Annotated in this window: 28 protein-coding genes; 5 read left to right on the top strand and 23 right to left on the bottom strand. The window is 37.6% G+C overall.

Translation table 11 applies throughout. The annotated features are described in order from the left end of the window. Positions 1-97: 97 nt before the first annotated feature. From PYW30_RS03195 to PYW30_RS03135, 13 genes are all read right to left on the bottom strand, one after another. Entirely contained in the window at positions 98-1,144 is a 1,047-nt protein-coding gene (locus tag PYW30_RS03195) for a peptidoglycan bridge formation glycyltransferase FemA/FemB family protein (RefSeq protein WP_004258612.1), read from the bottom strand. Further along, positions 1,144-2,361 carry an aminoacyltransferase gene (locus PYW30_RS03190; protein WP_004258615.1) on the bottom strand — a complete coding sequence of 406 codons (1,218 nt, stop codon included), beginning with the start codon at positions 2,359-2,361 and terminating at the stop codon, positions 1,144-1,146. The genes PYW30_RS03195 and PYW30_RS03190 overlap by 1 nt, the downstream gene beginning before the upstream one ends. A gap of 57 nt (positions 2,362-2,418) precedes the next feature. Further along, positions 2,419-3,378, bottom strand: a complete 960-nt coding sequence (locus PYW30_RS03185) for a DUF805 domain-containing protein (RefSeq protein WP_042219419.1) — start codon at positions 3,376-3,378, stop codon at positions 2,419-2,421. A 7-nt stretch (positions 3,379-3,385) separates the two neighbouring features. Beyond that, positions 3,386-5,050 carry a DNA repair protein RecN gene (recN, locus tag PYW30_RS03180; RefSeq protein ID WP_004258622.1) on the bottom strand — a complete coding sequence of 555 codons (1,665 nt, stop codon included), beginning with the start codon at positions 5,048-5,050 and terminating at the stop codon, positions 3,386-3,388. Positions 5,051-5,061: 11 nt separating this feature from the next. Next, positions 5,062-5,508: an arginine repressor gene (locus tag PYW30_RS03175; protein WP_004258625.1), complete on the bottom strand. Its 447-nt coding sequence runs from the start codon at positions 5,506-5,508 to the stop codon at positions 5,062-5,064. After that, entirely contained in the window at positions 5,505-6,314 is an 810-nt protein-coding gene (locus tag PYW30_RS03170) for a TlyA family RNA methyltransferase (protein ID WP_004258629.1), read from the bottom strand. Before PYW30_RS03170 ends, PYW30_RS03175 begins: the two co-directional genes overlap by 4 nt. Next, the gene (locus PYW30_RS03165; RefSeq protein ID WP_004258632.1) at positions 6,311-7,162 is read right to left on the bottom strand and encodes a polyprenyl synthetase family protein; all 852 of its coding nucleotides are present in this window, start codon (positions 7,160-7,162) and stop codon (positions 6,311-6,313) included. The genes PYW30_RS03170 and PYW30_RS03165 overlap by 4 nt, the downstream gene beginning before the upstream one ends. 125 nt (positions 7,163-7,287) lie before the next feature. Next, positions 7,288-7,464, bottom strand: a complete 177-nt coding sequence (locus PYW30_RS03160) for a hypothetical protein (RefSeq protein WP_014024464.1) — start codon at positions 7,462-7,464, stop codon at positions 7,288-7,290. Between the two features lie 118 nt (positions 7,465-7,582). Further along, complete coding sequence (locus PYW30_RS03155) at positions 7,583-8,632, bottom strand: glycerate kinase family protein (RefSeq protein ID WP_004258636.1); 1,050 nt, start codon at positions 8,630-8,632, stop codon at positions 7,583-7,585. Between the two features lie 15 nt (positions 8,633-8,647). Beyond that, a complete protein-coding gene (locus PYW30_RS03150) occupies positions 8,648-9,304 on the bottom strand; it encodes an alpha-amylase family protein (RefSeq protein ID WP_232254502.1) in 657 nt (218 codons plus the stop codon). 186 nt (positions 9,305-9,490) lie between these two features. Further along, entirely contained in the window at positions 9,491-10,303 is an 813-nt protein-coding gene (locus tag PYW30_RS03145) for an alpha-amylase family glycosyl hydrolase (RefSeq protein ID WP_232254503.1), read from the bottom strand. Further along, positions 10,303-12,852: a glycoside hydrolase family 38 N-terminal domain-containing protein gene (locus PYW30_RS03140; RefSeq protein ID WP_042219422.1), complete on the bottom strand. Its 2,550-nt coding sequence runs from the start codon at positions 12,850-12,852 to the stop codon at positions 10,303-10,305. The genes PYW30_RS03145 and PYW30_RS03140 overlap by 1 nt, the downstream gene beginning before the upstream one ends. A 59-nt stretch (positions 12,853-12,911) precedes the next feature. Beyond that, positions 12,912-14,273 carry a PTS fructose transporter subunit IIC gene (locus PYW30_RS03135; RefSeq protein ID WP_232254504.1) on the bottom strand — a complete coding sequence of 454 codons (1,362 nt, stop codon included), beginning with the start codon at positions 14,271-14,273 and terminating at the stop codon, positions 12,912-12,914. Between the two features lie 80 nt (positions 14,274-14,353). Here PYW30_RS03135 and PYW30_RS03130 point away from each other — a divergent pair, with 80 nt between their 5' ends. Further along, on the top strand, positions 14,354-15,520 hold the full coding sequence (locus tag PYW30_RS03130; protein WP_042219424.1) for an IS256 family transposase: 1,167 nt from the start codon (positions 14,354-14,356) through the stop codon (positions 15,518-15,520). 8 nt (positions 15,521-15,528) lie between these two features. Here the strand turns inward: PYW30_RS03130 and PYW30_RS03125 are convergent, their stop codons facing one another. Further along, positions 15,529-16,206 (bottom strand): fructose PTS transporter subunit IIA, encoded by a 678-nt coding sequence (locus PYW30_RS03125; RefSeq protein ID WP_232254505.1) that lies wholly within the window; start codon positions 16,204-16,206, stop codon positions 15,529-15,531. 107 nt (positions 16,207-16,313) lie between these two features. On the opposite strand from PYW30_RS03125, the gene PYW30_RS03120 reads away from it, so the two are divergent. Beyond that, positions 16,314-17,078 (top strand): MurR/RpiR family transcriptional regulator, encoded by a 765-nt coding sequence (locus PYW30_RS03120; protein WP_232254506.1) that lies wholly within the window; start codon positions 16,314-16,316, stop codon positions 17,076-17,078. Positions 17,079-17,132: 54 nt separating this feature from the next. Here the strand turns inward: PYW30_RS03120 and PYW30_RS03115 are convergent, their stop codons facing one another. The 4 genes from PYW30_RS03115 to PYW30_RS03100 all read right to left on the bottom strand — a co-directional run bounded on the left by PYW30_RS03115 (position 17,133) and on the right by PYW30_RS03100 (position 20,362). After that, positions 17,133-17,357, bottom strand: coding sequence for an exodeoxyribonuclease VII small subunit (locus tag PYW30_RS03115; protein ID WP_014024456.1), 225 nt, complete (start codon positions 17,355-17,357; stop codon positions 17,133-17,135). Positions 17,358-17,366: 9 nt separating this feature from the next. Next, entirely contained in the window at positions 17,367-18,620 is a 1,254-nt protein-coding gene (gene xseA / locus PYW30_RS03110; RefSeq protein ID WP_042219600.1) for an exodeoxyribonuclease VII large subunit, read from the bottom strand. A gap of 75 nt (positions 18,621-18,695) precedes the next feature. Continuing rightward, positions 18,696-19,541, bottom strand: coding sequence for a bifunctional methylenetetrahydrofolate dehydrogenase/methenyltetrahydrofolate cyclohydrolase (locus PYW30_RS03105; protein WP_004258657.1), 846 nt, complete (start codon positions 19,539-19,541; stop codon positions 18,696-18,698). A 107-nt stretch (positions 19,542-19,648) separates the two neighbouring features. Continuing rightward, a complete protein-coding gene (locus PYW30_RS03100) occupies positions 19,649-20,362 on the bottom strand; it encodes a putative ABC transporter permease (RefSeq protein ID WP_004258660.1) in 714 nt (237 codons plus the stop codon). A 437-nt stretch (positions 20,363-20,799) separates the two neighbouring features. On the opposite strand from PYW30_RS03100, the gene PYW30_RS03095 reads away from it, so the two are divergent. Further along, positions 20,800-21,120 carry a DMT family transporter gene (locus tag PYW30_RS03095; RefSeq protein ID WP_004258663.1) on the top strand — a complete coding sequence of 107 codons (321 nt, stop codon included), beginning with the start codon at positions 20,800-20,802 and terminating at the stop codon, positions 21,118-21,120. 44 nt (positions 21,121-21,164) lie between these two features. On the opposite strand, the gene pnuC is transcribed toward PYW30_RS03095, so the two are convergent. The 4 genes from pnuC to acpS form a co-directional block, all read right to left on the bottom strand. Next, positions 21,165-21,872, bottom strand: coding sequence for a nicotinamide riboside transporter PnuC (gene pnuC / locus PYW30_RS03090; RefSeq protein ID WP_004258666.1), 708 nt, complete (start codon positions 21,870-21,872; stop codon positions 21,165-21,167). 113 nt (positions 21,873-21,985) lie between these two features. Beyond that, on the bottom strand, positions 21,986-22,417 hold the full coding sequence (locus PYW30_RS03085) for a Spx/MgsR family RNA polymerase-binding regulatory protein (RefSeq protein WP_004258668.1): 432 nt from the start codon (positions 22,415-22,417) through the stop codon (positions 21,986-21,988). Between the two features lie 141 nt (positions 22,418-22,558). Beyond that, positions 22,559-23,671, bottom strand: a complete 1,113-nt coding sequence (gene alr / locus PYW30_RS03080; RefSeq protein ID WP_014024451.1) for an alanine racemase — start codon at positions 23,669-23,671, stop codon at positions 22,559-22,561. A gap of 22 nt (positions 23,672-23,693) precedes the next feature. Next, positions 23,694-24,056 (bottom strand): holo-ACP synthase, encoded by a 363-nt coding sequence (gene acpS / locus PYW30_RS03075; protein ID WP_004258672.1) that lies wholly within the window; start codon positions 24,054-24,056, stop codon positions 23,694-23,696. 151 nt (positions 24,057-24,207) lie between these two features. Here acpS and PYW30_RS03070 point away from each other — a divergent pair, with 151 nt between their 5' ends. Together PYW30_RS03070 and PYW30_RS03065 are read left to right on the top strand one after the other, a co-directional pair. Then, positions 24,208-24,594, top strand: a complete 387-nt coding sequence (locus tag PYW30_RS03070) for a hypothetical protein (protein ID WP_042219603.1) — start codon at positions 24,208-24,210, stop codon at positions 24,592-24,594. Next, positions 24,591-24,764, top strand: a complete 174-nt coding sequence (locus tag PYW30_RS03065; RefSeq protein WP_017370899.1) for a hypothetical protein — start codon at positions 24,591-24,593, stop codon at positions 24,762-24,764. The genes PYW30_RS03070 and PYW30_RS03065 overlap by 4 nt, the downstream gene beginning before the upstream one ends. Before the next feature lie 222 nt (positions 24,765-24,986). Here the strand turns inward: PYW30_RS03065 and PYW30_RS03060 are convergent, their stop codons facing one another. Then, positions 24,987-26,912 carry a glucose PTS transporter subunit IIA gene (locus PYW30_RS03060; RefSeq protein WP_004258675.1) on the bottom strand — a complete coding sequence of 642 codons (1,926 nt, stop codon included), beginning with the start codon at positions 26,910-26,912 and terminating at the stop codon, positions 24,987-24,989. Positions 26,913-26,933: the final 21 nt, after the last annotated feature.

Genomic DNA, 26,933 nt, shown 5'->3' with positions numbered 1-26,933 from the left:
TTCATTATAGCAAATTTGTCAAAAGTTTTTGACATTTTAAATTCTATATATCTTTAGTACAAAAAAACCGACGAAATTCTTTCGTCAGCTTTATAAGTTAAACACGCCCTAATATTTTTTTCATACCTTGAATAAGTTTATATTTTACAGGTTGTGGATAGTAGGCGAATTCCCCTACTTTTTGTGTGATATAGCCCCCAAAATTTTGCTTAAATTTCAAAACGCCATCACTGCCATCAAAGTTTCCTGAGATGCCATAAAAATTATAGGTTTTCATCTGACGCTCAATGGCATGAAGCATTGCCGTATGTTGCATAAGGAAAGGTCCACCTAACTTGCCATAAGCGCCGTCAGAGCCTCCATACAGGTAAAGAAATTCTTGGTTGACTTCAATAAAAACACCCGCTGCAATTGCTGTCTCATCTTTATAAGTGATCAAAAATTCAATTTTATTGCCAAAGGCCTTATAAAGCTCTTGATAATATGCTAAATCTTTGGTTGCAAAATGACGTTTTTCACCTGTGTTACCAATCAAACGCTCCACTTCAAAGAGTTCTTCATAAGTTGCTCTCTTAACTGTAACTTCATTTTTTATCGCTTTTTTGACATTGCGTTTTGCGTTAGAGTTGTAACTCTTGAGAAGTTCTTCTTCACTGTCTATTTCTGAAAGGTCTTTGATGTATTGCCATTCGGCAACGGCATCTTGCTCTTCATAACCCACATGTCGGCCATTGTAAGTTAAACCAAGCTTTTTCATTTCTGAAATGAACGCTTCATTAGCTTCTTGAAGTTCCTGACCTTTGCTGTCATAAACCATGTAATTAACAGCTGGGCGTATCTTCACTTCTAGAGCTTGCTGATTTTTCGCATATTTTTTTAACTCTTGAATAAAGCAGTTAAAAACCATCTGATCAAAGTTACCAATAGGACCAAAGTTAATTTCCAACTTTGCGCCGCCTGAAACAGAAACAGAAGTCATGAGCGCAGCCATTTTAATCTGGTCATTGACTTTTACAGCGAGGAAAATCGGTTTATAACCACGTTTTTCCAACATTTCTGCCATTTGTGGTGTTTGTAAAAATGACTCTGTTTTTTCAGCTGCAAAGGCTGTAAATTGTTCTTGTGAGATTTCTAAGAATTCCATTATTTTCTACCTAAAAGTGTCTTAACCATGCTTAAAACTTTGTGTTTAAGTGGTTTTGGATAATAATTGAAATAGCCAACTTTACGTACAACATAACCTGCAAAGTTCTGTTTGAAGTGAAGCACACCATCTGTACCGTCAAAAGTTCCAGCTACTCCAAAGAAATTATAGCTTTTCACGCCTTTATCAAGGGTTTTCTTCATTACATAATGCTGAATAGCAAACGGCGCATATAATTTCTTAAAGGCTTCGTAGGATCCACTAAACAGATAGATGGTTTCACTTGCGCCATAGATAAAGAGTGAGCCGGCTAAGATAATATCTTCTCGCCCATGTTGAGTAATAAATTCACGCGCTTCTGCTAAACGTACTTTTTGTGTTTCAAGCTGGCTTTCTAACTCTTTGCGTTTACCTTCTTTTTTCGTTTTTTCAATCTGTCCAGTAAGTTTATCCATTTGAGCTAAAATTGCGGCTTCATAGTCTGCGAAATTAATCTCAGCCACCAAAAACTCTGCTTTATCACCAAACGTTTTATAAAGACTTTGGTAGTAAGGCAGATCATGGTCATCATAACCACGTCGCTCCGACGTTTCCGAAGTAATCTTTTTGAACTTATCTAGTTCCTCATAAGCTAAAGGACGTACTCGAATCCCAAACTGCTGTGTTTTCTTGACAGAATATTGCCCATCTTTCGTATAGGATTTTAAAAGTTTTTTATCATCTGCAATATCAGAAAGATCCTTCACATAATGCCATGTAGACTCACCACGTTTGTTGTAACCAACTTCTAAGCCTGTATGTTCGTAGTTCAACTCCTGCATGGATTGAATAAACTGCTTGTTTTCGTCAGTCAAGGCATTACCTGTACTGTCAAACTTTTGGTAGTTTGTATTTGGGATAACTAGAAGTTCCATACCATCATGATCCTTAACAAACTGACGTAATTCTTTGTAGAAAAATTTTTCTACATCTTCTTGGTACTCTTGATAAATTGGACCATACTGGATTTCGTAGTGCTTTCCTCCAGTCATATTTTTTGCACCCAAAAGAGCAGCCATTTCGATTTTATCTGATTGGACAGCCAATAAAGTTACTTCCCAGCCATTTGCCATCATCAGCTCTGCCATTTCAGGCGTCTGTAAAAAACTTCCTTGGCTTACATTTTCATTGAATTGAGCGAATTCTTCAGCTGAAATTTCTCTTAATTTATAATTCAAAACATATCCTTATTTCTTTAGTGATTTTATTTATTATAGCAAAAAAGACTGAATATTTCAGCCTTTCCTTCTAAATAGAAGTGTTTTTTCCTTTTGTAAAAGCTGATCTTTGTCTTGAAGCAAAACAAAGATAAGAGTAATAAGGAAGACAAAGTCAGCAAGGAAGAGAAGATAGTTGAACAATGAAAAATCACGAATTCCAAAGCTGGAAGCATCTACAGCATGGCTGATATTGCTCAATAAGAACAAGGACAAAGCTACAAAAAAGATTAATCCAATCCCATAATTGGATAAGCCAGCATCGCGTAAGCGACGGGTGAATAATGCAAGTGTGGGTAACAATAAGCAAGCGCCGATAAGAAAGAGAAAGGCCAGCATCATCCAGGTCGCAATAAATGCGCCTCCGAAGAGGATATTTTCAAAGAAATGAACCCCGACAAACACCACGCCCAAAACTGCAAATACCAGAGCAAATATAAGTTGCACAAACCAAAAACTGAGGCGACTTGTTCTTCCTCTGAAGGAGACATAACCTAGAAAATAGTTTTTTATAGCTTGCAAAAAGTTCTCTTGACCCTTTTCTTCTATCCGTGCTTGCCCATAAGTCGGTTCTGAAAATTCTGGTAAGTCCGCTGCGGCTTGAGCTGCAGGCAGAGCATTCAAAATAAGAATACCGAAGAAACCACCAAAAGGAGCTAGAAGTACAAAAATCAATTCCCAAGGGAGACTAGCATCTCGTAAGCGACGTACGGCTATAGCCAAGAAAGGACAGAAGGCCACTAGACCATAACATACCCATAAAGCAATGAAAAAATATGAAAATACAGACCACAAATCTGGTAAAACATCACTTGATAAAAGATGAAACAAAGTGGCAAAAGCAAGTAGAATAACGGTCACTAAAAGGTGCCCTAACATTGCGAGCCAATAGTCTTTTCGACTGGTTCTTTCTCTAAAAGAAATATAACCTAACCAAAATTTTTGATAGGATTGTTTGAACTCTTTCAAATTAAACATAATCTCCTCATTTCATTAATAATCGTTTTGCTTGCGCGAGCGCTTCTACCGTTATGTCATCTCCCGCTAACATTTTGGCCACTTCTTCGACCCGCTCTTCCAGTTTCAATTTTCTTACGGTTGAAGTAGTGACATCATCTGTGGACGCTTTTTCAATATAAAATTGTGTATCAGCAATGGCCACAACCTGTGGTAAATGTGAAATAGCTAAGACTTGCCCTGCTTGGGCGATTTTATAAATTTTTTGAGCAATAGCTTGCGCTACACGTCCAGATACACCTGTATCCACTTCATCGAACACAATCGATGTTTTATTTTCACGTCTTGAGAAACTTGATTTAATCGCAAGCATCAAGCGTGAAAGTTCTCCTCCCGAAGCCGTTTTGGCCAAGGGTTTGAACCCCTCTCCTGGATTAGTTTGAATATAAAATTCCACTTGCTCATTCCCTTTGCTGGAGAATTTCCCACTTTCAAACTGTACAGAAAAATCGGCTTTTTCCATATACAGATCAGCAAGTTCCTTTTTAATATCGGTTTCTAATTCTTTTGCTATTGCATGACGTGCGGTGTTAAGATGATCACTTGCAATGAGTAATTCTGCTTGTGCTTCTTTCAGTGCTTCTTCAAGACGCTCACTATTTTCCGTTCCCCCCATCAAATCTGAGAGCTCAAGCTGAATTTTGTCCAAGGTTTTCAATACATCCGAGAGTTCTGGACCGTATTTTTTTCGCAAGGTATTCAAGGTGAGGATTCTCTCTTCGATTTGCAAAAGCTCTGTTGGATTAAACTCTATGCCTTCAATTGCTGTGGATAACTTGGTTGAAACTTCCTCAAGCAAGTAGTAAGCATCCATCGTTTTATCAGACAAATCTTGGTAATCTTGGTCAAACTCTGCAACATTTTCGAGTTCTGCCATGGCTGTCCGTATCCCGCTCAGACTTGAAAAATCACCTTCTTCATCATCTAAAGCCAAATAGGCTGTATTTAAAGCATCTGCTATATTTTTAGCGTTATTAAGCTTATCACGGCGCATCTGCAATTGCTCATCTTCTTTTAAATCAATCTCAGCTGCTTCAATTTCTTCAACTTGAAACTGTAAAATTTCGATACGTTGGGCAAATTCTTGTTCGTTCTTTTGACGTGTTTCAAGTGCTTGACGAATTTTTTTATAATGCTCAAACTTAATTTGGTATTCTGCCTTAATTTGTTCAAAATTTTCATCACCAAACTCGTCAAGAAGCCGAAGGTGATGTTTAGCATTCATCAATTCTTGATTGTCATGCTGCCCGTGAATATCAACCAAAAGCTCTCCGATTTCACGTAAGGTAGTCAGATTTACCATTTGCCCATTCACCCGACAAACAGAGCGCCCATTAGCAAAAATATCACGGCGTAAAATGAGCTCAGTACTTCTCTCAAGGCCCAAGTTTTCTAACTTTTGATCCAACTCTGCATTTTTCCCTGCAAAAAATAGACCTTCAATTTCGGCCTTATCTTTACCTGTCCGGACAAAATCACTGGAACTCCGCCCTCCGAGCAAAAGCCCCATTGCATCAATAATAATCGACTTACCAGCTCCTGTCTCCCCAGTCAAAATGGTCATCCCACTTTCAAAAGAAAGATGAATCTCTTCGATAATCGCAAAGTTCTTGATAGAAATTTCTTGTAGCATACTTTTTCCTTTTATAAACTTAATTCGTCATAAACGGTATTTGCTTGCCGTCTTGTTTCACAAATAATCAAAATACTGTCATCGTCCGTCATAATAGAAAAAATCTTCTTATTGTAACGATTGATGAGGCTTTTTTTAATCACACTGGTCGTCCCTGGTTTAGCGATGATTGAAATCATATTATCGTGCATTTTCAATTCTAAGATAGCCTCATTGGCTAACTCATTATGCAGCAGATCCTTTTGTTCTTCATCATGCTGTTGTGGTAAGGCGTAACGATAACCTCCACGACTTCCAGGGATTTTAATCAGTGCGAGTGACTTAATATCACGGGAAACTGTGGCTTGTGTCACATCAATATCGTTAGCCAAAAGCTCTTGTACAAGTTCATCCTGTGTTTGTACTTCTTTAGTTGTGATGAGTCTTGAAATAAAATCAAGGCGTTCTTCTCTTCTCATACTAACGTTTCCTTTTCTGTTTGGAGTACAGCTTCAATATTAACAAGAGGTGCTACTGTCGCAGTCTCTTCTTTTTTTAAGTGCACTAGAAATTCAACATTACCTGCACCACCTTTAATGGGTGAGAAGGTTAGATTTTTGACTGAGAATCCAGTACTCAAGGCTTTTTGAATCACTTTATCAATCGTTTGCTTGTGGATCTTCGGATCTTTAATGATGCCATTTTTCCCCACTTGTTCACGACCGGCTTCAAACTGAGGCTTGATCAAGGCAGCCACATCGCCATCTTTAGCTAAAATATCAAACAAAGGCGGTAAAATCAAGTCAAGTGAGATAAAACTCACATCAATGGACGTAAACTCAGGTTGACCTTGCGTAAAATCATCTAGGACAGCCTTGCGGAAGTTAAACTGTTCCATCACTACCACACGCTCGTCTTTACGAAGTTTCCATGCCAATTGATTGGTGCCCACGTCGAGAGCATAGACACGTTTGGCGCCATTTTGTAGCATGACATCTGTAAATCCACCTGTTGAAGCTCCAATATCCAAACACGTTTTATTTTCAACAGAAAGACCAAACTCTAAAAGCGCTTTTTCTAACTTAAGGCCTCCACGACTCACATATTTCAGTTTTTCCCCTTTGAGACGCAGTTCTGTGGCTTCTTCTATCTTTTGTCCAGGTTTGTCAAAACGCTCTCCTGACTTGGCATCCACTACTAAACCAGCCATAACTCCACGTTTTGCCTGTTCTCGCGTTTCAAATAATCCTTGATTTGCTGCTAAAACATCTACTCTTTCTTTCATTTTATTTCTAAACTTTCTATAATTTCGACAATTTCAGCACTTGAAGTTATTTGTGCCAAATCACTTTTCACAGCCGTTAATAATTCTTCTAAGGCTTCTTGGGCTCCTTTTAATCCGAGCAAGGCCACATAAGTCGACTTTTCTTCCGCTTGGTCTTTTCCAGGCGTTTTTCCTATTTCTTCAAATGTCCCGGTGACATCAATAATGTCGTCACGTATTTGGAAAGCTAAGCCTAAGTTTTGACCTATTTCTCTTAGCTTTGCGATTACCTCTTCGGACTGTTCAGCGATAATTCCAGCAGCCACAAAAGGAAAGGTTAACATTCTCCCCGTTTTTAAATGATGGATTTCCTTTACCTGCTCTAAAGATAAGTTTTTACCTTCTCCCTCCATATCTAAAATCTGTCCAGCAACCATACCCAAAGAACCACTTGCAAAAGAAAGTTCTTTTACTAAGGAAACAACTGTTGCAGCGGGTAAAGAAAGGGTAGCTAAAAGATAGTAGGGGTCTAAAAAGAGAGCATCTCCAGCCAATATCGCTGTTGCTTCATCAAACTTTTTATGGTTGGTGAGCTGGCCTCGGCGATAGTCGTCATTATCCATTGCGGGCAAATCATCATGAATCAAGCTGCCCGCATGAATCATCTCAACAGTCGCTGCCACTTGATAATGCGCCGTTTCAAGTGTAACTCCAAGTGATTCTAACATCTTTAGGAACAAAAGCGGACGAATTCTTTTGCCGCCTGCAGCAAGTGAGTAAGTCACAGCATCCGCAAGATGTTGAGGAATATCAGCTTTTTTATAAAATTTTATCAGCTCTTGGTTGAGCCTATTCATATCAGTCATCATTAGTTATATTATCCCATTTCACAGAAATAATGTCCAATAGAAAATAGAGGCCTTCACTCTTAAATAATTTCTCAATACGAAAAAAACGTTCTTTAAAATAAGGAACGTTTTCGTTTGCCTCAAGACTATAGACCAAGCTTGCCTTTCAAGTCATCCACAAGTCCTTGGGCTTGTTCTTTCATGTTTTCTGGAGCATACTTCTCTACCTGCTCGTCAATCACTTCTTCTGCTTTTTGTTTCATGTCTCCTGGCACGTTTGAAGCCAAATCTTTGGCTTTATCCACAAGGTTATTTAAATCCATAACTTCTCCTTTTTTATGGTTTTATTATAGCACACCCCCTGACATGATCGTCAGTAATTCGTACTGACTATTGGTTTATTGAAAACATCGCAAAGTTACTGCTCTTCACGTCTTATTTTCAACTTCTATGCCCATGACACCATGTTTTGAGAACATTTTCTGTTAAAAACTGAATATTTTTTAGGGTCACTTCTTTGCACATTGCTTTCTCTAAAGGAAGCAATGTTCTCTGAATGCTATAACTTGCCAACAAGATTTTACTCATCTCTCCTAAATCCTCCGACAAGCTGCCACAGAAAGCGATTGTAGGGACATTATATTTTGCTCCCAGCTTTGCCATTCCAAACGGCACTTTACCCTTAGCTGTTTGAAAATCCATCTGCCCTTCGCCTGTGATAATTAAATCAGCAGTTTTAATTGCTTCCTCAATTTTTAAAAGCTCTGCTATTTTACCAAATCCTGGCTCCAGCGTCCCTCCCAACAAAACAAGGGCGCCACCTAAGCCACCAGCTGCTCCTGTCCCAGGTATCTCTTGTAAATCAATCTTTCGCTCTTTTTTTATTTTTTGGACAAATGCTTGTGCAGCTCTATCTTGGCGTTCCAGAATTTCTGCTGTCCCTCCTTTTTGCTTCCCAAAAACTTTGGCATATCCCTCGGCGCCAGCATAAACGTTGGTAACATCTGCTAATCCTGTGATTTTTATGGTCGAAAAATCTTGACCTTCTAAAGCTTCCAGAAGCCCAAGCCCTCCATCAGAGGTACCGCTTCCTCCAAGACTTAAAACAATCTCAGTGGCCCCTCTTTTTTTAGCATCTAAAAACAGGGCACCGAGTCCAAAAGTCGTTGCTTCTTGGATTGTTTTTTCGTCTGGTTTAATCTTATCAATACCGACCACCTCAGCTGCCTCAATAACAGCTAGACGATGATCAAGAAATAAATAAGAGGCTTGCATCGGACGTTTCATTAGGTCCACCGTTTCAACTTCAATAAAATTTCCACCTAAACCAGAGTGCAAGGCAGAAACACTGCCCTCCCCCCCATCAGCAATTTCAAAAGTTTCAACATTAAATTTGGGAAATACAGATAAAACTGCAGTTTTTACTGCTTGGTTCAGCTCCGCACTCGTGGCTGATCCCTTAAAAGAATCTATCGCTACTACAACTTTCATATTTATTCCTCACTTTTACTTGTTAGTGTTATTATAGCACCAAATGTAGGCGTAAGGTTCTAACTCCATTTGTTTAGGGATTGTTTTTTCTTTTATAATATCCATCCCTTCTAAATCAGACAGTGTGACTTTCTGATTGGACACATTGGTAATTGAAATAATTTCTTGATTAAGGTGAGTTCTTTTCACTGCAAACACTCTTTTATCAATATCCAATATTTCTTGCTTTCCGTAGGGAGAAAAAGCTTTGTATTGAGCTCTTTTTTCTAGCATTTTTTTCAGTCCCGTGTATATTCCATTACGATAAGGATCAGATTTAAGCTCATCAAACAATCGTTCTGCTGAAAGTTTTTCGCGATTAATTCTTCGATTAATCCCCGAATCTAAAACGCCTTTATAGTCATTTCTTGACCCAAATAAAGAGTGGTAATAAATAGCTGGTACACCAATAACAGAAAATAAGATGGAGTGAGCAGCTTTCATTTTTTCTACGGCTATCTCATCCGTCTCCCCCTTATTTCTTAAAGCTTCAGAATAATTTATATTCAATTCATAGACAGAACGGCTTCCATCGGTATTTTCTTTATAAGAAATTTCCCCACCATTTTCAATAACCTTCTCTACCAGGTTGTTTCTTTCAACATTACTTAAAATCCCTTCTGTTGGTCGCATACCAATACCATCATGGCTCGCTAGAAAGTTAAAGAAAGTTTCCGTGTCGCCTCGTCCTTCAATTCCTTTTGCCCATGCACTTAATTTTTGAGCATCCCCAACAGTAAAAGAATGTAATACTAAGGGAGGAAGCGGGAATTGGTAGACTTGGTTTGCCTCATCATTCTTACCGAAATAAGATATATTTTATTCATGAGGAACATTCGTTTCAGTAATAATTTGTGTGTTGGGAGACAGTTCTTCTAGCAGTTTTCGCCAAATTTTAATAACTTCATGCGTTTGCCAAAGATGTATCGAACGACTGCCAGATTCCTTCCACAAAAAGCCAATTGCATCCAAACGGATTGAGGCGGCTCCTTTTGAAGCATATGTTAATAAAACTTCTGTTAAGCGGGCAAACATCTTGGGATCCTTGATATTAACGTCTACTTGATCTTCAGAAAAAGTTGTCCATACCTTCTTCCCTTTATAGTTATGAAAGAGAGGACTCGTTCTTGGTCTCACCGTATTACTGGCATCAAATTCTTCATCGAATATTACGAAAGCCTCTTTAAAATCTTCTTCTTCTTGTAAAAAACTTTGAAACCACTCACTGTCTTTTGACATGTGATTAGCGACAAAATCAAACATTAACCGATAATTTTTTGAAAGATGTTCAATGTCTTCCCAAGTTCCATACTGTGGATTAATCTTATAATAATCTGTTACTGAAAAACCGTCATCAGAAGTAAAAGGAAACATGGGGAGTAAGTGGACATCTGTTATCGCTCCCGCAATTGTCTCACTTAAAACTTCATTCAATGTTGCTAAAGGAGTTTGCCCTTCTCTCAAAATACTATCTCCATAGGCTATAAGATAAGCATTTTTTTCATTAATTTTTTCTTTTTGAGGAAAATCTCGTTGAGCAAACTTATTAAGAACTTTTTCCAATTCTTTCTCTGCTTCTTCTGCTCTTTCTCCATAAAGAAGAATCAGTTTTTCTTTTATTTTTACATTCATTATTTTTCACCTAATAATCGGAGTGTCGCAAATGATTTTGCTCCTATATATTTTTGCGTTTTATCTTCTTCTAATAAATTAAGGGGAATGCCTTCATCCATAAGTGGAATCTTGCTTTCCGTCGGATTAAACAAACGAACAATCACATTGTCTTGATTTTCAGCTTTCTTAATAGCTGCGACTCTTACGTATTCAAAATCAAAAAATATTTTTTGCTTGTTCAGCTCTGTCATGGAAAGAGGTTGAGGTAACTCAAAACGTTCTAAACGCTCCTCAAACGTATTCAGTTCTTGGTGATGGTAAGTCAATTGATTGCTTTGAAATTTTTCCAACTCGTCATACAATTCATTAACTTCAAACTTTTGAGAGCTGAAGACGACGCTGTATGAAAAATCCATCTCTCCTTGCATTTGTGCATCGGGTGTTTGCACTATCTTATTGTTTATTCCTGAAGCTCTTCCAGGTCTCCATGCTAAGTCATCTCGTCCTAAAACGCCTACAGACCGATATAAAGTCAGGGCGAAATGATTTTTCAAAACCTGATACTCTTTCAAACCTTTTGTATAAACTACAATATTGTTATCAATCCCAGCAAAATTTTCAAGTGGATAAATAGCCACGGGTGCTTCGGCAAAATTATTCTCTTTCCATTTTTCAAGATAGGCATTGTTATTTACGCGTTGTAAAATAGAATACCCTTGATCGGCGAAATTTTTGCCCGAAGAGGTGTCAGCTTTAAACAGTACACGTAACCGATGATCTTTCATTTGATTACTCAGCTGGTGTGAAACAGAAACCTGTCTTGCCTCTTTTTCTAAAATGAGTGTTGTAGTTACTTGCTGTTCACTTTGGTTCCCCTTGAGATCTTTAACTGTAATGAAATGTTTAATTTTCATTTCTTGCTGTAACTTACTCTTCTTAACAGATATGAGCTTGACCTGCTTAAAAATTTGAGGTTCATCTTCAGGTTGAGGAGAAAAGTCATAAGAGTCACCTGCGTCCACTTGTGTCTCAAATTGAAGAAAATCTTCTATTACAAATTGGTCGCCTGAAATTACAAGTTGATCATTTTCCACGCTGATTTTATAAAAGTCATTTTTTATATTTGCAGTCTTCTCTTCAAGTAACATTTCTGCCTCTTTTTCAACGACATTAAATGTCTTGTATCCAAAACCATCAAAGGAAATCTTCGCCAATAATTCTGTTCGATAATATCCTGGAACTTCAACTTCAATTTCACCTTGGGCAGTCACTTTAACTTTTTTACCACCAGAAATATAGTCTTGTTGGAGAATAACCTGATCTTCTACCCCTTCAAGTTGGACTTGAGCATTCTTCGTGAAGAGGACAAAACGCACCATTTTACACATTTTTTTAGGTAATAAGTTAAAGGCAACAGCCAAATTTTCGTCGTTGTTCTGAATACCACGCGCAATTTGTTTCTTTAAAATATTGATTTGCCCATCAAGAATCCGTTCAATTTTGTATAAACGTTCTTTTATGGAATGATTGGTTTCATCACTATTGCATCCGCCAATAGAATCATGTGCATGCACATCAAAAAGTAGCTTCAGACATTTTTCAATCCACATATCTGGATACTTTGCACCAAGTTGATTTGCCATAACAGCTAATGGTTCTAACTGTTGGTAAAGTTTTTCCTCTACTTTTGAATTGAGGAGTTTTATATCGATACGTTGTGAACGGATAGTATTATGAATTCTCGATTTCTGACTCGCAAGGAGCTCTCCAGAAACCTTCGTGTTCATTTGGTGGTCGGTAGCTTTCATAAATGTTTCATAATCAGACAAAATAAATTCATAACCAAGATCCATTTCATTAAGCTCTCTAACAACCTGTGGAAAGTACTCCCGAACTAAAACTTGGTCACCACCTGCGGGTAAAAGAATTGCTTCTTCCTCCTCATTAAAAGACGCTAGTTTTTCAAGTATTGGAAGTAGAGACTTTTCAACATAGTTAGGATCACTTGATAAAAATTTTCCTGGACCATATCCAAAATAAATATTATTACTGGGGATATCTCTCCCATCAGGAGATTTCCATGTAAAATTTAACCCGTCTTTTAATTGTTCATTATACAGCCCGCGTTGTAGAATGGAATAATCTATATTAAAATCTTTAAAAAGTGAAGGGAGGTACGCATTCTGACCAAAAATATCTGGCAAATAGCCTATATTCATGGAATGCCCCATTTCTTTTGCTCCTTTTGAACCTAAAAGGAGATTTCTGATAATAGATTCCGTTTGGACCAATAATGTGTCTGTTTGTGTATACCACGGCCCAATAAAAATTCTTTTATTTTCGATAAGCTTAGCTAGACGGTCCTTATTTTGTGGACATATTTTTAAATATTCATCAATAATAGACATTTGGCCATCATATACAAATGATGGAAAATCTGGATTATTTTCCAAAACGTCAATCAATCGTGTCATATCCTGTTCTAACATTATATTGGAATCTTCCAATGAAAAATACCATTCTCTGTCCCAATGTGTATGTGGAACAATGTAAACTCTTTTAACCATTTTTCCTTCTTTTCTAAGAGAAATAGCCTTTAGTTATTACTAAAAGCATAATCTCATTTTTAATATTCTACGGATTCTCCACGTGCTTCACGGCGTTTAATAAAGAAATAACGTGTAAAAATATTAGTGAATGCTACAAAAATTACCCCAACTAATAACCCTAATAGATATGCTGGCAAATGCTCAACTAAAGGCCATCCCCAGACGGCAGGAAGAGGTAACCATTGAACCGCTCCTAATGCAACAGCCGTACATGCTCCAATTACAGCACCCAGTACATTGATAGGAATAGTAATTAAGGGATTCCTTAACATGAAAGGAATGCCGCCTTCAGAAATAGCAATGAATCCAAGTATAAAAGAGGTTCCCCCTGCTACTCTGAGATCTTCTGGATAAACGCGACGTTTAACCACAAAACGGTCAATAATTGTTGAGAGTCCCAGACCAATCGGTGGAATAACTATCGCTAACACACGAGCAGTCAAAGGGAAAGTTTGATCGGCAGCTAAGCCTATTGCAATTGCTCCTGCTGCTTTGTTAATTGGTCCTCCAAGGTCAAAAGCAGTAGCAGCTGCAATAATAGCAGATAAAACAAGGGATCCTGAACCAGACATTGAAGTAATCCAATGTGTCATCAGTTGGTTAATTCCGCCAAATACTGGCTGTACTAGAAGATAGTTCAAAATAAAAATTAATAAAACTGAAATACCAGGAACAAGGAACATTGGTTTTATTGCTTGAAGATTCTTTGATACTTTTATTTTTTCATTCAGCCATTTCACAATTATACCTGCAAGAACCCCTAAAACGAGTGCCCCAAGAAATCCAGAAGGAATAACGCCATCTGTAATTCCGAAGAAAGTATAATGTAAACCACCCGCAAACAATCCTCCAGCAAAGCCGGCGATTAAGCCTGTCCGATCTGCAATAGAATAAGCTGCAAACATCCCAAAAATAGGGTAAATAAATTTCAAAAGCATTGACCCAAAAACATTGAGATAATGCGTGTATAAAACCATGCCAGTTGCAGTATTATATTTGGGGTCTGCAATTTCTGCTACCGGAAGATGAAGGGCATACGACCATAACAATGTTGCAATACCAATCATTAAACCGGCAGCTACCAGTAAGGGAATCATATAGGAAATACCAGTCATAACAGACGTAGACAAGGTTTTCAAGAAATTCTCTTTTTCTGGTTCTTCAATCTCGCTAATATTTTCTTTGGAAGGTGTATAATTTTGAGCTTTTTCAAGTAATTCTTTTATAATTTTTTCAGAATCTTTAATAGGATCCGCTACTTTTACATCTACCTTAGGTAAATTAGAAAATCTATCAACATCTTTCAAGGCAACATCGTGTGCAAAAATTATTCCAAGGGCTGAATTTACTTCTTGAGGTGAAATTCGGAGAGTGTACAATAGTTTGTGTAAATAAAAAAGGGAAAATTTCTCTACAATGGTAAGTGCATATCCCAACCATTAGAAAAGAGAAATTTCCCATGACTGATTTTAACACAGATTTGACCAAAGCACTACTTGAACAACGTGATTTGAATGACTTCTTTCGTGAGCAACTTGAATTTGCCATGAATCACCTGCTTCAAGCAGAACTTTCAAGTGTTCTTGGCTATGAACCCTATGAACGTTTTGAAGGTCCGAATGCTCGTAACGGTGCATATTCTAGAAGTTTTGACACTCGCTATGGCAAACTCAATTTAACCATCCCACGTGACCGTTTAGGTATTTTCCATCAACACCTGATTCCTGACTACAAGAGACGTTCTGACCATTTGGAAGAAGCCGTCATCCAGCTTTATTCCAAAGGCATCACAACACGTGAAATTGCAGACTTAATTGAAAAAATGTATGGCAGCTATTATTCCCCTGCGACCATATCAAATTTGACAGAAATTGTCGATGAACAGGTCAAAGCCTTTCATCAACGTCAAATTTCAACGCAATATGCTTTCATATATCTGGATGCAACCTACTTACCTTTGAGGCGTGATAGTGTGTCTAAAGAGCCCATACACATCGCCTTAGGCATTACCCATACAGGAAAAAAAGAAATTCTGGCCTATAAAATCTCACCTACAGAAAGCTTGGAAATTTATCAAGAATTACTTGACCAGTTGAAAGCACAAGGATGTTGCGATGTTCTTATGTTTCTAACGGACGGATTCAAAGGGCTGTCAAATGCAATAAAGCAGAATTTTCCAAAGGCTAAGCACCAACATTGTCTGGTTCACTTGGCACGAAATATCTTTCAATCTGTTCGAGTAAAGCACAGAGTAGCCATTATGGAGGATTTCAATAAAATTCGTAAAGCCCAAGAGGTGAACGATGCCAAACAAGCCATTCAGGATTTGCTGGATAATTGGGCAAAACTCTATCCAAAGCTGTCAAATGTGATGGAAAAAAATGACTTATTGACCTTTTTGGAGTTCCCTAAAGCGATTCGTAGCTCTATTTATTCTACAAATTTGCTTGAAAGTTATAACAAAGAACTCAAACGTCTGGCCAAGAAACACATTCAGTTTCCAAATGAAGCTGCTCTTGAACGTTTCTTAGTCACACAATTCATGAAATATAACAGCAGATTTGAAGAGAGAACACATAAAGGTTTTGCTCAAATATCTGATACTTTGGAATCCATGTTTTGTTAACTCAAAAATCACTTACCAAATTTACACAAAATATTTGACACTCTCGAAATTCGATCCTCAGTTCCATTTGCGCCTTGTTTTTCTACCTTAGCTGTATAACCTAACTCGTGCGCTTTTTTCATGATTGCTTCAGCTGCCATATAAGTATGGGCTATACCTGCTGCACAAGCCGTAATACCTAAAATTAATCCTTTATTTTCATGGCCTTCAACTTGTGTTTGTTCTTTTTGCTTCAGAACTTTTATCATTTCTTTTGCATTATGAGCAGATTTTACTTGATTTAAATAGTTTATATCGCCCAAACGTCCAGCTAAGTCTGCTAGTAACGTTAAATGGGTCGTTCCTGCCTGATCTTCAGGAATAGCTAAAATAAACAGTGTATCTACCTTACTCTGGGGATCCAATGAAGCATACTCACTTGTATCCAGACTTTTTTGCAAACGAACGACTGCAAAGCTTGCTTCCTTCACTGTTGAACTTTTTCCATGTGGAATAGCCAAGCCATTTTCAAATCCAGTAATACCGATACTTTCACGCTCAAAAAGTGCTTTTTTGAATTCTTGAGCAGACGAGACTTTATTCTCTTTTTCAAATTGTTTAGCAACGAAATCAAAAATTTCTTCTTTGGTTGTGAAAGAACAATCCAAAAAAATTAAATTTTCTGATGTAGCATGTGATAGGTCCATATCAATCACTCCTTTTTTTTGTTAAACATATTATCCCACAAATGATAGCGTTTCCCTATCCAAATTTTGGATAATTATCCAGATATGATAGAATGATAAATGAGGTAATGACAATGGGAATTTTACTAAATAATTATCAACATCAATTGAAAAGCTTAACAGCAAGTGAGCTTTCTGCCTTTACTCTTATGGATAATCAACCCGAACTTATTTTATCTATGAATTTGACTTCATTGGCCCGAAAACTTTGCTCGTCGAATTCTACTTTGATTAGACTGTGTCAAAAACTAGGATTTTCTGGATTTTCAGATTTTAAATCAGAAGTAAAAAGAATCATAGAACAAACCAAATACCTTTCGCATTCCTCACTCTTTGAGAGTTACCGTTTCTTCTTCAATGAGATCCTTCCTAATATTAATAGGGATAAATTGGAATATTTTGCGGAAAAAATAAATCTATCCAATAATATTTTTATTATTGGATTAGGGTTAACAAAACCTATTGCGGAATATATTTCAAAACGCCTTTATCAACTTGACCGTGCCTCTACTTATGTTTCAGAAAGTCATATGTTAGATCTTCTTCCTAATTTGGCTCGTCGCGGTGACCTTATTATTTTTATATCAGAATCTGGAGAAACAAAAAGTTTACTCAATTGTGCACAAAAAGTAGGGCAAACAGGAGCGGTACTTTTATCCATTACAAATTCCCAACATAACACTTTAAATCACTCAATGCATATGAGTCTAACATCTCAAATGCCTGAAAATCACTTTCACAATTACGATATAACCAGTCGCGTTTTTCAAATGGCTCTCCTAGATTTGATTTTAGACATTTATCTCAATAAATATCTAAAAAATTTGAGTTAGCCTTTCAAAAAAGAATCAAAAAAAGATTGCTTAGGCAATCTTTTTTACTTCTTTTTATTCTCCTAAAAATTCACTTTCGGATCCGTCTTTTCCGACGATTTTTACAAGTGTTTTCTCGGCTTCATTTAATGTTGTTTTGAGTTTTTCAGAAAGGAGCATTCCTTTTTGAAATTCAGAGATTGCATCTTCTAAAGCCACATCTCCGCTTTCTAGTTTTTTTACGATTGTTTCGAGTTCTGCTAAATTTTCTTCAAATTTTGCTTCTTTTTTTGTTGCCATATGTATCCTTTATTTTATTTCTGCACGAACTGTGCCATCACTCAAATCGATATTCACTATATCCTCAGCTTGAACATCGTTGATACTCTTTATAATTTTGCCGTCATTCGCAGTGACTACTGAAAAACCACGCGCCTTAATTTTACTAATATCCATCAACAGAAGGGCTTGTACCAAGCTATCGACTTGATTTTTCTTTTGCTCATAAATTTTAGCAAAAGCAGGCATGAGTTTTCCAGAAGCCATTTCATAGCGATGTTTCTCACGATTCAACTTATTTTCAGTCAGATTTTGTAAGCGCCTGGTGAGATGATCTATTTTCTGAATATGTCCATCGTAGAGACGTTCCGGCTGACGAAAAACAACCGAATGAGATAACTTCTCCACCCGATCCCTTTGGACTTTGATGAGGTGCGTGACACGATTTCTCATTCGAAGTTCTTGGTCATTTGTCCAAGCTAGCAAATCCAGTTTTGTATTAGGAGTTGCAAGTTCGGCGGCAGCTGTTGGTGTAGCTGCTCTGCGATCTGCAACAAAATCCGCTAAGGTTGTGTCGGTCTCATGACCAACCGAAGAGATAACAGGGACACGTGATTCAAAAATAGCACGGACAACAATTTCTTCGTTAAAGGACCAAAGATCTTCAATAGATCCCCCGCCACGTCCAACAATTAAAATATCAATGTCAGAACGACTATTCACTGCTTCAATATTTGCGGCGATTTCTTCCGCAGCGCCAGCACCTTGAACTTTTGTCGGATAAAGTAATATCTGACTCATCGGAAAGCGACGATTTACGGTAGTAATAATGTCTCGAATAACAGCTCCAGATGGACTTGTAATTACTGCAATTTTTTTTGAAAAAAGTGGTAACTCTTGCTTCCATTGTGGATTAAACAATCCTTCTGCTGTTAGCTTTTTCTTCAGTTGTTCAAACTTAACTGCCAAAGCGCCAATGCCATCAGGCACAATATTTTCAATATTAATAGAATAAGAACCTGAAGGTGCATACAGACTGATACGTCCTGTTACAAGCACTTTCATTCCATCTTCAAGTTTGAAATCAAGCTTTTTAAATTGGCCTGCCCACATTGTTGCTTGTATGACAGACTTCTCATCTTTAATGGCAAAATATTGGTGACTGGGACGTTGGCGAAAGTTGGAAATTTCTCCTGTCAAATAAACGCGTTCCAAATATGGATCGCGGTCAAACTTTGCTTTTAAGTATTTTGTTAAAGTTGATACGGTTAAATACTCTGTCATGCCTTTAATCTTTCTAAATCCACTTTTTATCTACACTAGCTCCTTTATAAATAGGTGTGGACGAAATTTTCTTTTTTATTTCACAGAGGCTTCTGCTGCGCGTACAGTTTGTTCCATCAACATAGTGATTGTCATCGGACCCACGCCTCCAGGAACGGGCGTAATGAGTCCGGCAATTTCTTTCACTTGATCAAAGTCCACGTCCCCATGAAGTTTGCCATTCTCATCACGGTTCATACCAACATCAATAACTGTTGCCCCTTCTTTTACATCTTCTGCTTTGATAAAACGGTCTTGGCCAATGGCTACGACTAAAATATCGGCAGAACGTGTAAGCTCAGAAAGATTTTCTGTACGGGAATGCGCAATGGTGACAGTTGCATTCGCCATCATCATCAGTTGAGCCATTGGTTTTCCCACAATATTAGAGCGCCCTACGACAACAGCCTTTTTCCCTGCAAGTTCAACGTCATAGGCACGGAACATTTCCATGATTCCTGCTGGGGTTGAAGGAATCATTAATGGCGCGCCGCTCCACAATTTACCCATATTTATTGGATGAAAGCCATCTACATCTTTTTCAGGAGAAATTGCAAGTAAGACTTTTTCTTCTGATATATGTGAAGGAAGTGGCAACTGCACAAGAATGCCGTGCCACAATTGGTCCTTATTAAAGCTTTCAATAAGCGCTAACAAGTCCGCTTCAGATGTTGTTTCAGGAAGCCGAATCACTTCTGACTTAAATCCAAGCTTTGCAGCTACACGCTCTTTATTTCGAACATAAACTTGACTGGCTGGATTTTCTCCTATCAAAATGACAGCGAGTCCTGGCTGAATGCCTTGTTCTTTCAGTTTGATCACTCTATTTTTGAGTTCTTCTTGCATCTTTTCAGCAAGGGCTTTTCCATCAATTATTTTCATACTATTTATTATATCAGACTCCATAAATATGTGCCAATAGGTGTTTCCTGATTGGAAAAATTTTTTATGGAACGTTCGTTTTCAGCTAACATAGCAAAATCTTGCTCTTATTTTTTGATAATTTTGATATTAGGATGATTTTTGATGATTCTTTTTAAGTTATAATACTTAAATTTGGCCGGCTTACTGCCCAGCCATTCCAATATTTTTTGACCATTCGTTGAGGGTTTATCAGCAACAAAAATATGTTTGAATCTTAACTCTTTCAAGTTAGGTTTTTGATTGTCCGAAGAATCTACCAGTGGCATGAAATCTTTCTTAGCTGACAGCGTAAAACTAAATGTAGAAAGTAAATCTGCTGTAAAAAGCAGCACTAGAATAAAGACAAGTTTATTGCCTGTTACTGCTCGTAATTCCCTCAAAAAATCTTGGATCGCTGGATCAATAAGCTTGATCAATACCAATCCACCCACACCCCAAAATAAAGAAATAGGAAGCGCCACCCTTCCTTGAACATTCAAGGGAAGATTAGAATAATCCCACAGCTTCATGTTAAACAACTTTTCCAATATCCAGCTGCCAACATATTCAATAAACGTAACAATTAATACGATAAATAAGTAGAGCAAAAAAAGATGGTTAGAATTTTGAATGCCTTTTGTTAAAAGAAGAACCGCAGCGATACTGCATCCATACACCGGGCAATACGGACCCAAGAGTACACCGCAGAAAACAAAGCGTTTATATTTAACTAAGCAATAGACTGTCTCCCAAAGCCAGCCAATAACCGAATAGACCATAAAGGTCATAAAAAGATTCATTTGTATTCTCCATTCCTTAAGCTTTTCAAAATAATAATCAAATTGTCAGCTAAACCCATGATTTAGTGATAGAATAAAAGTATAAATCAACCCGGAGTCCGTAGTAAATTTACCATGGACTCCTTTTTTGTTTAAATTTATCTGTTTTTATTATATCAGTTTTATTATTTGAATTAAATTTCTCATCGAACTTTTCTTTTTATTGGTCATTTGATACCTCACAAGCCTAGAACTTGACCTCAGGTTGTAAATGTGAAATAATGATAATATAATAAAGAAGGACTAAAGTATCACTCGCCGGAGTGCTACTTATCAGAGTCATGCCAACTAACCTTAGGCCTTGTGGTTAGTTGACATGACTCTTTTTGTTTATCCCTTGCGAGCCCTTTTCTGGTCCTTAAAAGCTAGCTCAATTATCTTTTCGAAAGAGGTGTAATATGTCGTGGATCTTTTTATTTCTTGCAGGAATCTTTGAAGTTGTTTGGGCTTCAACAATGAAATTAAGTCAAGGTTTTTCCATACTCAAGTATGATATTTTAACAATTGTCGGAATGCTTGTGAGTTTTGGATTTTTGACCTTAGCTATGAAGAAACTTCCTTTAGGAATTGCTTACCCTATCTGGACAGGAATTGGAGCTGTTGGGGCTATCTTAGTCGGGGCCCTTATTTTTAAGGACAAGGTCCCTTCACTGACTTGGGTCTTTGTTCTTATGCTTGTTGTTGGACTCATCGGGATAAAGATTACCAGTGGGCATTGAGCTATCCAGCTTTTCTATAGGAAAATAAAAAACCTAGCTTTAGACTAGGCTTTTTTGTTTGCTCTTTTCCATACTGAAAAATATTTCCCATATAGCGCTGTAGCCAAATAGAAGATGATGGTGAGAAGCATTGGCAAGGCACTGGCAGAGTAGCCTTGGGCAAATGCTGTCGCCCATAATACAATGGTTACGATATTGGAAAGCAACCATAAAGAATAACTGTCACCATATCCTTTAAAAACGAGTAAGGAAGCTGTTGCACCAATAATCAGTGTAATCGAATCCCATAATGGATTCGTATCTCCCAAGTGTGCATAAACTTGCATCATTGGCCACCAAGCTATTAACATTAAAGCTATTGCAATCAGCCAACCTTTGAACGTCATAAACTTCACACCGTTTTCAATACGATGCCCCCAAGTTTTCCAAGTCAGGATTAAAGGGATATCAATAAAGGCGATAAAGACGATCTGATCTAAAACAGAAGCATAATGTCCTGCAGTCCAATTAATATAAATAAAGCCAAAAGCGCTAATTAATCCAAGTAAACCATTAATTGGTCTCCCAATCATCATATAGACCGTACAAGCCGAGCCTACAAGAGTCGCAAAAAGTGTAATCACCGACAACAAAGTGATGGGTGCCGTAAGGAAAAAAGCAAGCTGTACGCCTATGATAAAAGCCAGCATTACGCTGCCAGCTGTATTGATGGATTTGAGTTCATGTTTCAACCAAATAATATAGTTTTTCATTGTTCCCTCTTTTTAATTTGATTATTAAATTATAACACGGTTGGGAATGAAAAAACGAATTTCTTTTACGAAATGCACAAAAAAAATGAAACAATTTCTGCTCCATTTTTCTCTTAGGCTTGTTCTTCTAGTGCCCGTTCTACATCCAACTGTCGAATATTGTGGGATGCTTCAAGCCTTTCGACACGACGTACTGAACGCGGTAAAAACTTCCGAATGTCATCTTCATTGTAGCCCACTTGCAGCCTTTTATCATCAAGAATCAAAGGGCGACGCAAGAGTGTGCGGTTTTCTTCGATTATCTTAACCAGCTCATGAAGGGAAAGGCGTTCAAAATCCAAGGATAAGCGTTTGTAAGCACGACTCCTTGTGGAAATAATTTCCTCTGTTCCATTTTCAGTCAAAGAGAAAATTTTAAGAAAGTCTTCGGGATCTATTTTATCAGTTATCAAGTTAATTTCTTCGAATTCTAGCCTGTGATTGGCCAGCCATTCTTTGGCTTTTTTGCATGAACTGCAAGCCATGACAGTATATACTTTTATCATATCCCTTCCCTCACTTTTCTTAACTTTATCTCATATGTATTTAATATAATTATATCATTTTTAAAATCATTGTCAAATTACTCAACTTATGACTTATTTTAAATGAAAATGTAATGAAAAAAAGCCGCACAAAAGCAGCTTTTATTCTTCATAGACACGATAAATTCTATCGGATAAAAGACAAATGACTTCGTAGCCAATCGTATGACGCCAGTTCGCAATATCTTGAACAGTAATCTCTTTATCACCATTTTTACCAATCAGTGTGACCTGTGTGCCCATCTCATAGTTTTTCGGCAAGCGTATCGTCATCTGATCCATTGAAATCCGGCCAATAATTTCACAGTATTGACCATCCACGATAACCTTAAAGCCTTGCATATCACGGGTCCAACCGTCCGCATAGCCAATGGAAACTGTTCCAACATAAGTATCTTCTTCTGCACGGAAAGTTGCCCCGTAACCCACAGTGTCTCCTTTGTGGATCTTTTTAACATGCGTCAACTCAGAATGCAAGCTTAAAGCAGGTTCCAAGGCATAAGGGAGAGCCAGCTCATCACCACTTGGGTTTAAACCATACATCGCTAAACCAATGCGTTCAATATCTTGCACTTCTTGATTTTGCCACAAGCCCGCCGCAGAATTTGTCGAATGCACGTATTTTGGACGACGACTCAATTGACTGACTAAGGCATCAAATTTTGCCTTTTGTTCTTTAAACTGTGTCGTATCTTCTTCATCAGCAGTGGCGTAGTGTGTAAAAATACCGCGCACACTAATATTATATTGGTCTGCGAGCTCAATAATTTGATTTGCTTCCTCGGCTGTCGTCACACCAATCCGACCCATCCCTGTATCAACGGCAATGTGAATGCGCAAACGTGAGAAATGTTTATTTTTATTTGAATCAATGACTTGTTGAAGCCACTGCAAACTTGGCGCTGTTAAGGTAATATGCTGGCTGGCCGCAATTTCTGCATGGTCTGGTACAATCCCTGACAGTACAAGTATTGGTTTAATAATCAATTGTTGACGCAACTCAATAGCCTCATCAAAGTTGGACACACAAAAACCATCTACAAGACCATCAATATGCTGCGCAACAGCAACTGCTCCATGACCATAAGCATTGGCTTTTACAACAGCCCAAAGTTCTGGTTTGTCACCGATATGCTCGCGCATTTTTTTTACATTATTTTCAATTGCGGATAATTTAATAATCGCTGGTGTATGGCGATGTGGTGCTGCTTTCATATTATTTACCTTCTTTTTATACTCAAACTTTGCTTTCAAGGACAACCATAGCAACCGCTTCTAGATTACTATGTGAAATACTTAAATGTGCTTGTCCAGCAAAGGGATGTTCTAGAAAATAGGGCTTGCCTTTTTCATTCTTAGAAATTTCTATGTGATGAAAGGAAAGCTGACTGTCAAAGCCTGTTCCTAATGCTTTTGAAAAGGCTTCTTTTGCTGCCCATCGTCCCGCCAAGAATTCCGCTTGACGTTTTTTTGAAGTAAAACTTGAAAAATGAGCAAACTCATTTATTGTCAAAACGCGCTGTGCAAATTTATCATTGCGTTCCAATGCTTGGACAATGCGCGATATCTCGACATTATCTGTTCCTATACCGTAGATCATTTTTCTATTATACCAAATTTTCAGATACTTTATTTAAAATCATTCTTCTTATTCTAAGCCTAAAGAGCTAAAAAACTTATTAAAATTAGTTCTGGTATTTCAGTCTTATTTAAGTTAAAATATAATAAAAGACATGATGAAATGTAAAACCATGGATACTCAGGAATTAATTGCACGCTCAGAAAGTCAAATCGATGATTTTAAAAAGAAAAGTGAGATTATTTTAAAAGATAATATTAATCAAGAAATCATAAAAAACAAGAATTCTTTTTCTAAAGATATTTGGGATGAAGAATTGGCTTTAGAAGTTGAAAAAGAAGTTGAAAAAAAATTAGCTAACCTCAATAACAGTATTGACTTAAATCCTACTTCTGTTTATTTCGCATTAAAAGCAGAATCAGCATTAAATCCAGAAATTACCGAACAAGAGTTAAATATCGCAGCTTACCAATTTTTATACTCCAAAACAAAAAATAAATTTATGAAAAAAATATTGAAAGAGAAAATAAATAAAATTGGTAAAGGAGAAAATAAATGAATATTCAAACGATAGGAGTAAAAATAGGTAAAAAAATTATTCAAATTATCTCCCAACAAATTATTAATTATACTACAAGTGAACAATTTCAAAAAAGAGTGAGTGAGATGTTAGAGAGTGTAGTTAATAACATTGTCAAGGCAGTCTTGAACGAGAACAAAAATAGATAGTACTTGTTCTAATTCATAATTTTTCTAGACTGTACTTTGAGAAAATCACCTTATCTAATATTTATAAAAACTCGGGAAAATATTTTTAGATTTTCTACAACGTGATTGGATTATTTACATCTGGCACCGCATTGTATTCAAAATATATAATACTCACAGTGTTATGAATAACATTAATATTGTAAACAAAAAATAGGCTGAGCTTCCACCCAACCTATTTTTTTATTCCGCAATGATAACTTGCTCTCCAGGAGAGACTTCTTCAGGAGTTTCAATGTAGATGTGCTTAAATTCATCAGAATTCGTCACAACCACTAAAGTTACTGATGGCAAATGAGCCTCCTCAATCATCTTCAAGTCCGCTTCTAAAAGCATGTCGCCCTTAGTAACTTTGCTTCCGTCTGTTACTTTAGCGATGAAGGGTTTGCCCTCCAAAGACACTGTATCTAAGCCCACATGAATCAGTACTTCTACGCCGGAGTCACTAAGTAAGCCAATCGCATGTTTAGTAGGGAAAACTGTCGTTACTGTACCATCAAATGGTGCAAAAACTTTTCCATCACGAGGCTGGATACCAAAACCTTGTCCGAGCATGCCTTTAGAAAAAACTTCATCTTCTACTTCCGCTAAAGGAATAATTTTCCCTGACATTGGTGAAGCAACTGTTTTGTCAAGATTTGCAACAAGAGTTGGTGCTGATGTTTCTTCATCTCCATAGTTGTCTGCTTTATCTTTTTCAGATTGAGGAATACCGAAGAAGTAGGTCGCAACAAAACCACCAACGTAACCGCCAATAAGCCCAAACACGTAAATCAACCAACGGTTATCCGCAATCAATGGTATTAAAGCAATCCCACTTGGACCAATAGCAATGGCACCGACATGACCGAGTGATCCGATAATAGCACCACCAATACCTCCACCAATACAAGCTGTAATAAATGGACGTCCCATCGGAAGTGTAACACCATAAATAAGAGGTTCACCAATACCTAAGAAACCTACAGGTAAAGCACCTTTGACAATTTCTGCGAACTCTTTATTCTTGCGTAAACGTACCCAGAGCGCCAAAGCTGCTCCGACTTGACCAGCTCCAGCCATGGCAAGGATTGGAAGCAAGGTTGTTGACCCCGTCTTATCGATCATTTCAATATGAATCGGTGTAAGAATTTGATGCAAACCAAACATAACCATAGGAAGGAAGAGGGCACCTAAGAGGAAGCCAGCAAATCCACCCCCAACATTAAGTACGGCATTAATTCCACCCACCAAAGATGTTGAAATTGTTCCCGCAACAGGCATGATGAAGAAAATCGTTAAAAGTCCGATAGCAAGAAGAGACAGCGTTGGAGTAACGATAATGTCAATAGAATCTGGAATAACTTTCCGTAAATTCTTTTCCACAAGGGACAAAAGCCATACAGCAAAGATAACGCCAATGATCCCCCCTTGTTGTGCAGATAAGGGCTGACCTGTAAAGATATTGTTAATTGGTGCTTCTGGTGTAATCCCCGTCAACATCGTCACAGCACCAATAACACCCCCAAGTGAAGGCGTAGCACCAAACTCGGTTGCAGCATTAATCCCCACATAGATGACCAAGTAGGCGAAAATACCCTTTTGGATTACACCTAGGACAGCAACAATCTGTGCAAAAGTCGCACCATCAATTGTACCTGCGGTGATTAAGTTTGCAAGGATAGATGCAATACCACCAATAAGACCAGCACCGACAAAGGCAGGAATCAACGGTGTAAAAATACGTGAAATCGAGTTCAGCACTTCTTTTATTTTGGAAGGCTTGTTGTATTTTTCCTTGGCTGCTTTTTTCGTTAGAGCTGCACGATCCTCAAGACTGAGTCCTGCTGAGTGTGGAAACTGTTCGCCAAGCTTAACACCCACGGTATCCACCATTTTTTGGGCTACCTTATTGACTGTTCCTGGTCCAACAATAACTTGTAACGTTTCACCTTCAACAACTCCCATAACACCATCAATAGCTTTGAGTTTTTCAAGATCTACTTTTGTTTCGTCAATCATTGAAAGTCGAACGCGCGTCATACAATGAACTAAACTTTGAACGTTTTCTGGTCCACCAATTTCTTCGTAAATTTGCCGTGCAATACGTGTTACTTTATCTTCTGCCATCTTCATCTCCTAATTTTTATT

This window comes from Lactococcus garvieae subsp. garvieae, from assembly GCF_029024465.1.
In the GTDB taxonomy this organism is placed as follows: domain Bacteria; phylum Bacillota; class Bacilli; order Lactobacillales; family Streptococcaceae; genus Lactococcus; species Lactococcus garvieae.
This window is presented reverse-complemented; position numbering and strand designations above follow the sequence as displayed.

Excerpts from the sequence above, each read along its gene's own strand:
- PYW30_RS03070 (WP_042219603.1), top strand. The coding sequence starts at position 24,208 with ATGGATACTCAGGAATTAATTGCACGCTCAGAAAGTCAAATCGATGAT.
- PYW30_RS03145 (WP_232254503.1), bottom strand. The coding sequence starts at position 10,303 with ATGAATGTAAAAATAAAAGAAAAACTGATTCTTCTTTATGGAGAAAGA.
- PYW30_RS03095 (WP_004258663.1), top strand. The coding sequence starts at position 20,800 with ATGTCGTGGATCTTTTTATTTCTTGCAGGAATCTTTGAAGTTGTTTGG.
- PYW30_RS03150 (WP_232254502.1), bottom strand. The coding sequence starts at position 9,304 with ATGCGACCAACAGAAGGGATTTTAAGTAATGTTGAAAGAAACAACCTG.
- PYW30_RS03175 (WP_004258625.1), bottom strand. The coding sequence starts at position 5,508 with ATGAGAAGAGAAGAACGCCTTGATTTTATTTCAAGACTCATCACAACT.
- PYW30_RS03155 (WP_004258636.1), bottom strand. The coding sequence starts at position 8,632 with ATGAAAGTTGTAGTAGCGATAGATTCTTTTAAGGGATCAGCCACGAGT.
- PYW30_RS03065 (WP_017370899.1), top strand. The coding sequence starts at position 24,591 with ATGAATATTCAAACGATAGGAGTAAAAATAGGTAAAAAAATTATTCAA.
- PYW30_RS03125 (WP_232254505.1), bottom strand. The coding sequence starts at position 16,206 with ATGGACCTATCACATGCTACATCAGAAAATTTAATTTTTTTGGATTGT.
- PYW30_RS03140 (WP_042219422.1), bottom strand. The coding sequence starts at position 12,852 with ATGGTTAAAAGAGTTTACATTGTTCCACATACACATTGGGACAGAGAA.
- pnuC (WP_004258666.1), bottom strand. The coding sequence starts at position 21,872 with ATGAAAAACTATATTATTTGGTTGAAACATGAACTCAAATCCATCAAT.
- alr (WP_014024451.1), bottom strand. The coding sequence starts at position 23,671 with ATGAAAGCAGCACCACATCGCCATACACCAGCGATTATTAAATTATCC.
- PYW30_RS03195 (WP_004258612.1), bottom strand. The coding sequence starts at position 1,144 with ATGGAATTCTTAGAAATCTCACAAGAACAATTTACAGCCTTTGCAGCT.
- PYW30_RS03085 (WP_004258668.1), bottom strand. The coding sequence starts at position 22,417 with ATGATAAAAGTATATACTGTCATGGCTTGCAGTTCATGCAAAAAAGCC.
- PYW30_RS03160 (WP_014024464.1), bottom strand. The coding sequence starts at position 7,464 with ATGGATTTAAATAACCTTGTGGATAAAGCCAAAGATTTGGCTTCAAAC.
- PYW30_RS03060 (WP_004258675.1), bottom strand. The coding sequence starts at position 26,912 with ATGGCAGAAGATAAAGTAACACGTATTGCACGGCAAATTTACGAAGAA.
- PYW30_RS03185 (WP_042219419.1), bottom strand. The coding sequence starts at position 3,378 with ATGTTTAATTTGAAAGAGTTCAAACAATCCTATCAAAAATTTTGGTTA.
- PYW30_RS03105 (WP_004258657.1), bottom strand. The coding sequence starts at position 19,541 with ATGAAAATAATTGATGGAAAAGCCCTTGCTGAAAAGATGCAAGAAGAA.
- PYW30_RS03115 (WP_014024456.1), bottom strand. The coding sequence starts at position 17,357 with ATGGCAACAAAAAAAGAAGCAAAATTTGAAGAAAATTTAGCAGAACTC.
- recN (WP_004258622.1), bottom strand. The coding sequence starts at position 5,050 with ATGCTACAAGAAATTTCTATCAAGAACTTTGCGATTATCGAAGAGATT.
- PYW30_RS03100 (WP_004258660.1), bottom strand. The coding sequence starts at position 20,362 with ATGAATCTTTTTATGACCTTTATGGTCTATTCGGTTATTGGCTGGCTT.
- PYW30_RS03165 (WP_004258632.1), bottom strand. The coding sequence starts at position 7,162 with ATGATGACTGATATGAATAGGCTCAACCAAGAGCTGATAAAATTTTAT.
- PYW30_RS03120 (WP_232254506.1), top strand. The coding sequence starts at position 16,314 with ATGACAATGGGAATTTTACTAAATAATTATCAACATCAATTGAAAAGC.
- xseA (WP_042219600.1), bottom strand. The coding sequence starts at position 18,620 with ATGACAGAGTATTTAACCGTATCAACTTTAACAAAATACTTAAAAGCA.
- acpS (WP_004258672.1), bottom strand. The coding sequence starts at position 24,056 with ATGATCTACGGTATAGGAACAGATAATGTCGAGATATCGCGCATTGTC.
- PYW30_RS03170 (WP_004258629.1), bottom strand. The coding sequence starts at position 6,314 with ATGAAAGAAAGAGTAGATGTTTTAGCAGCAAATCAAGGATTATTTGAA.
- PYW30_RS03130 (WP_042219424.1), top strand. The coding sequence starts at position 14,354 with ATGACTGATTTTAACACAGATTTGACCAAAGCACTACTTGAACAACGT.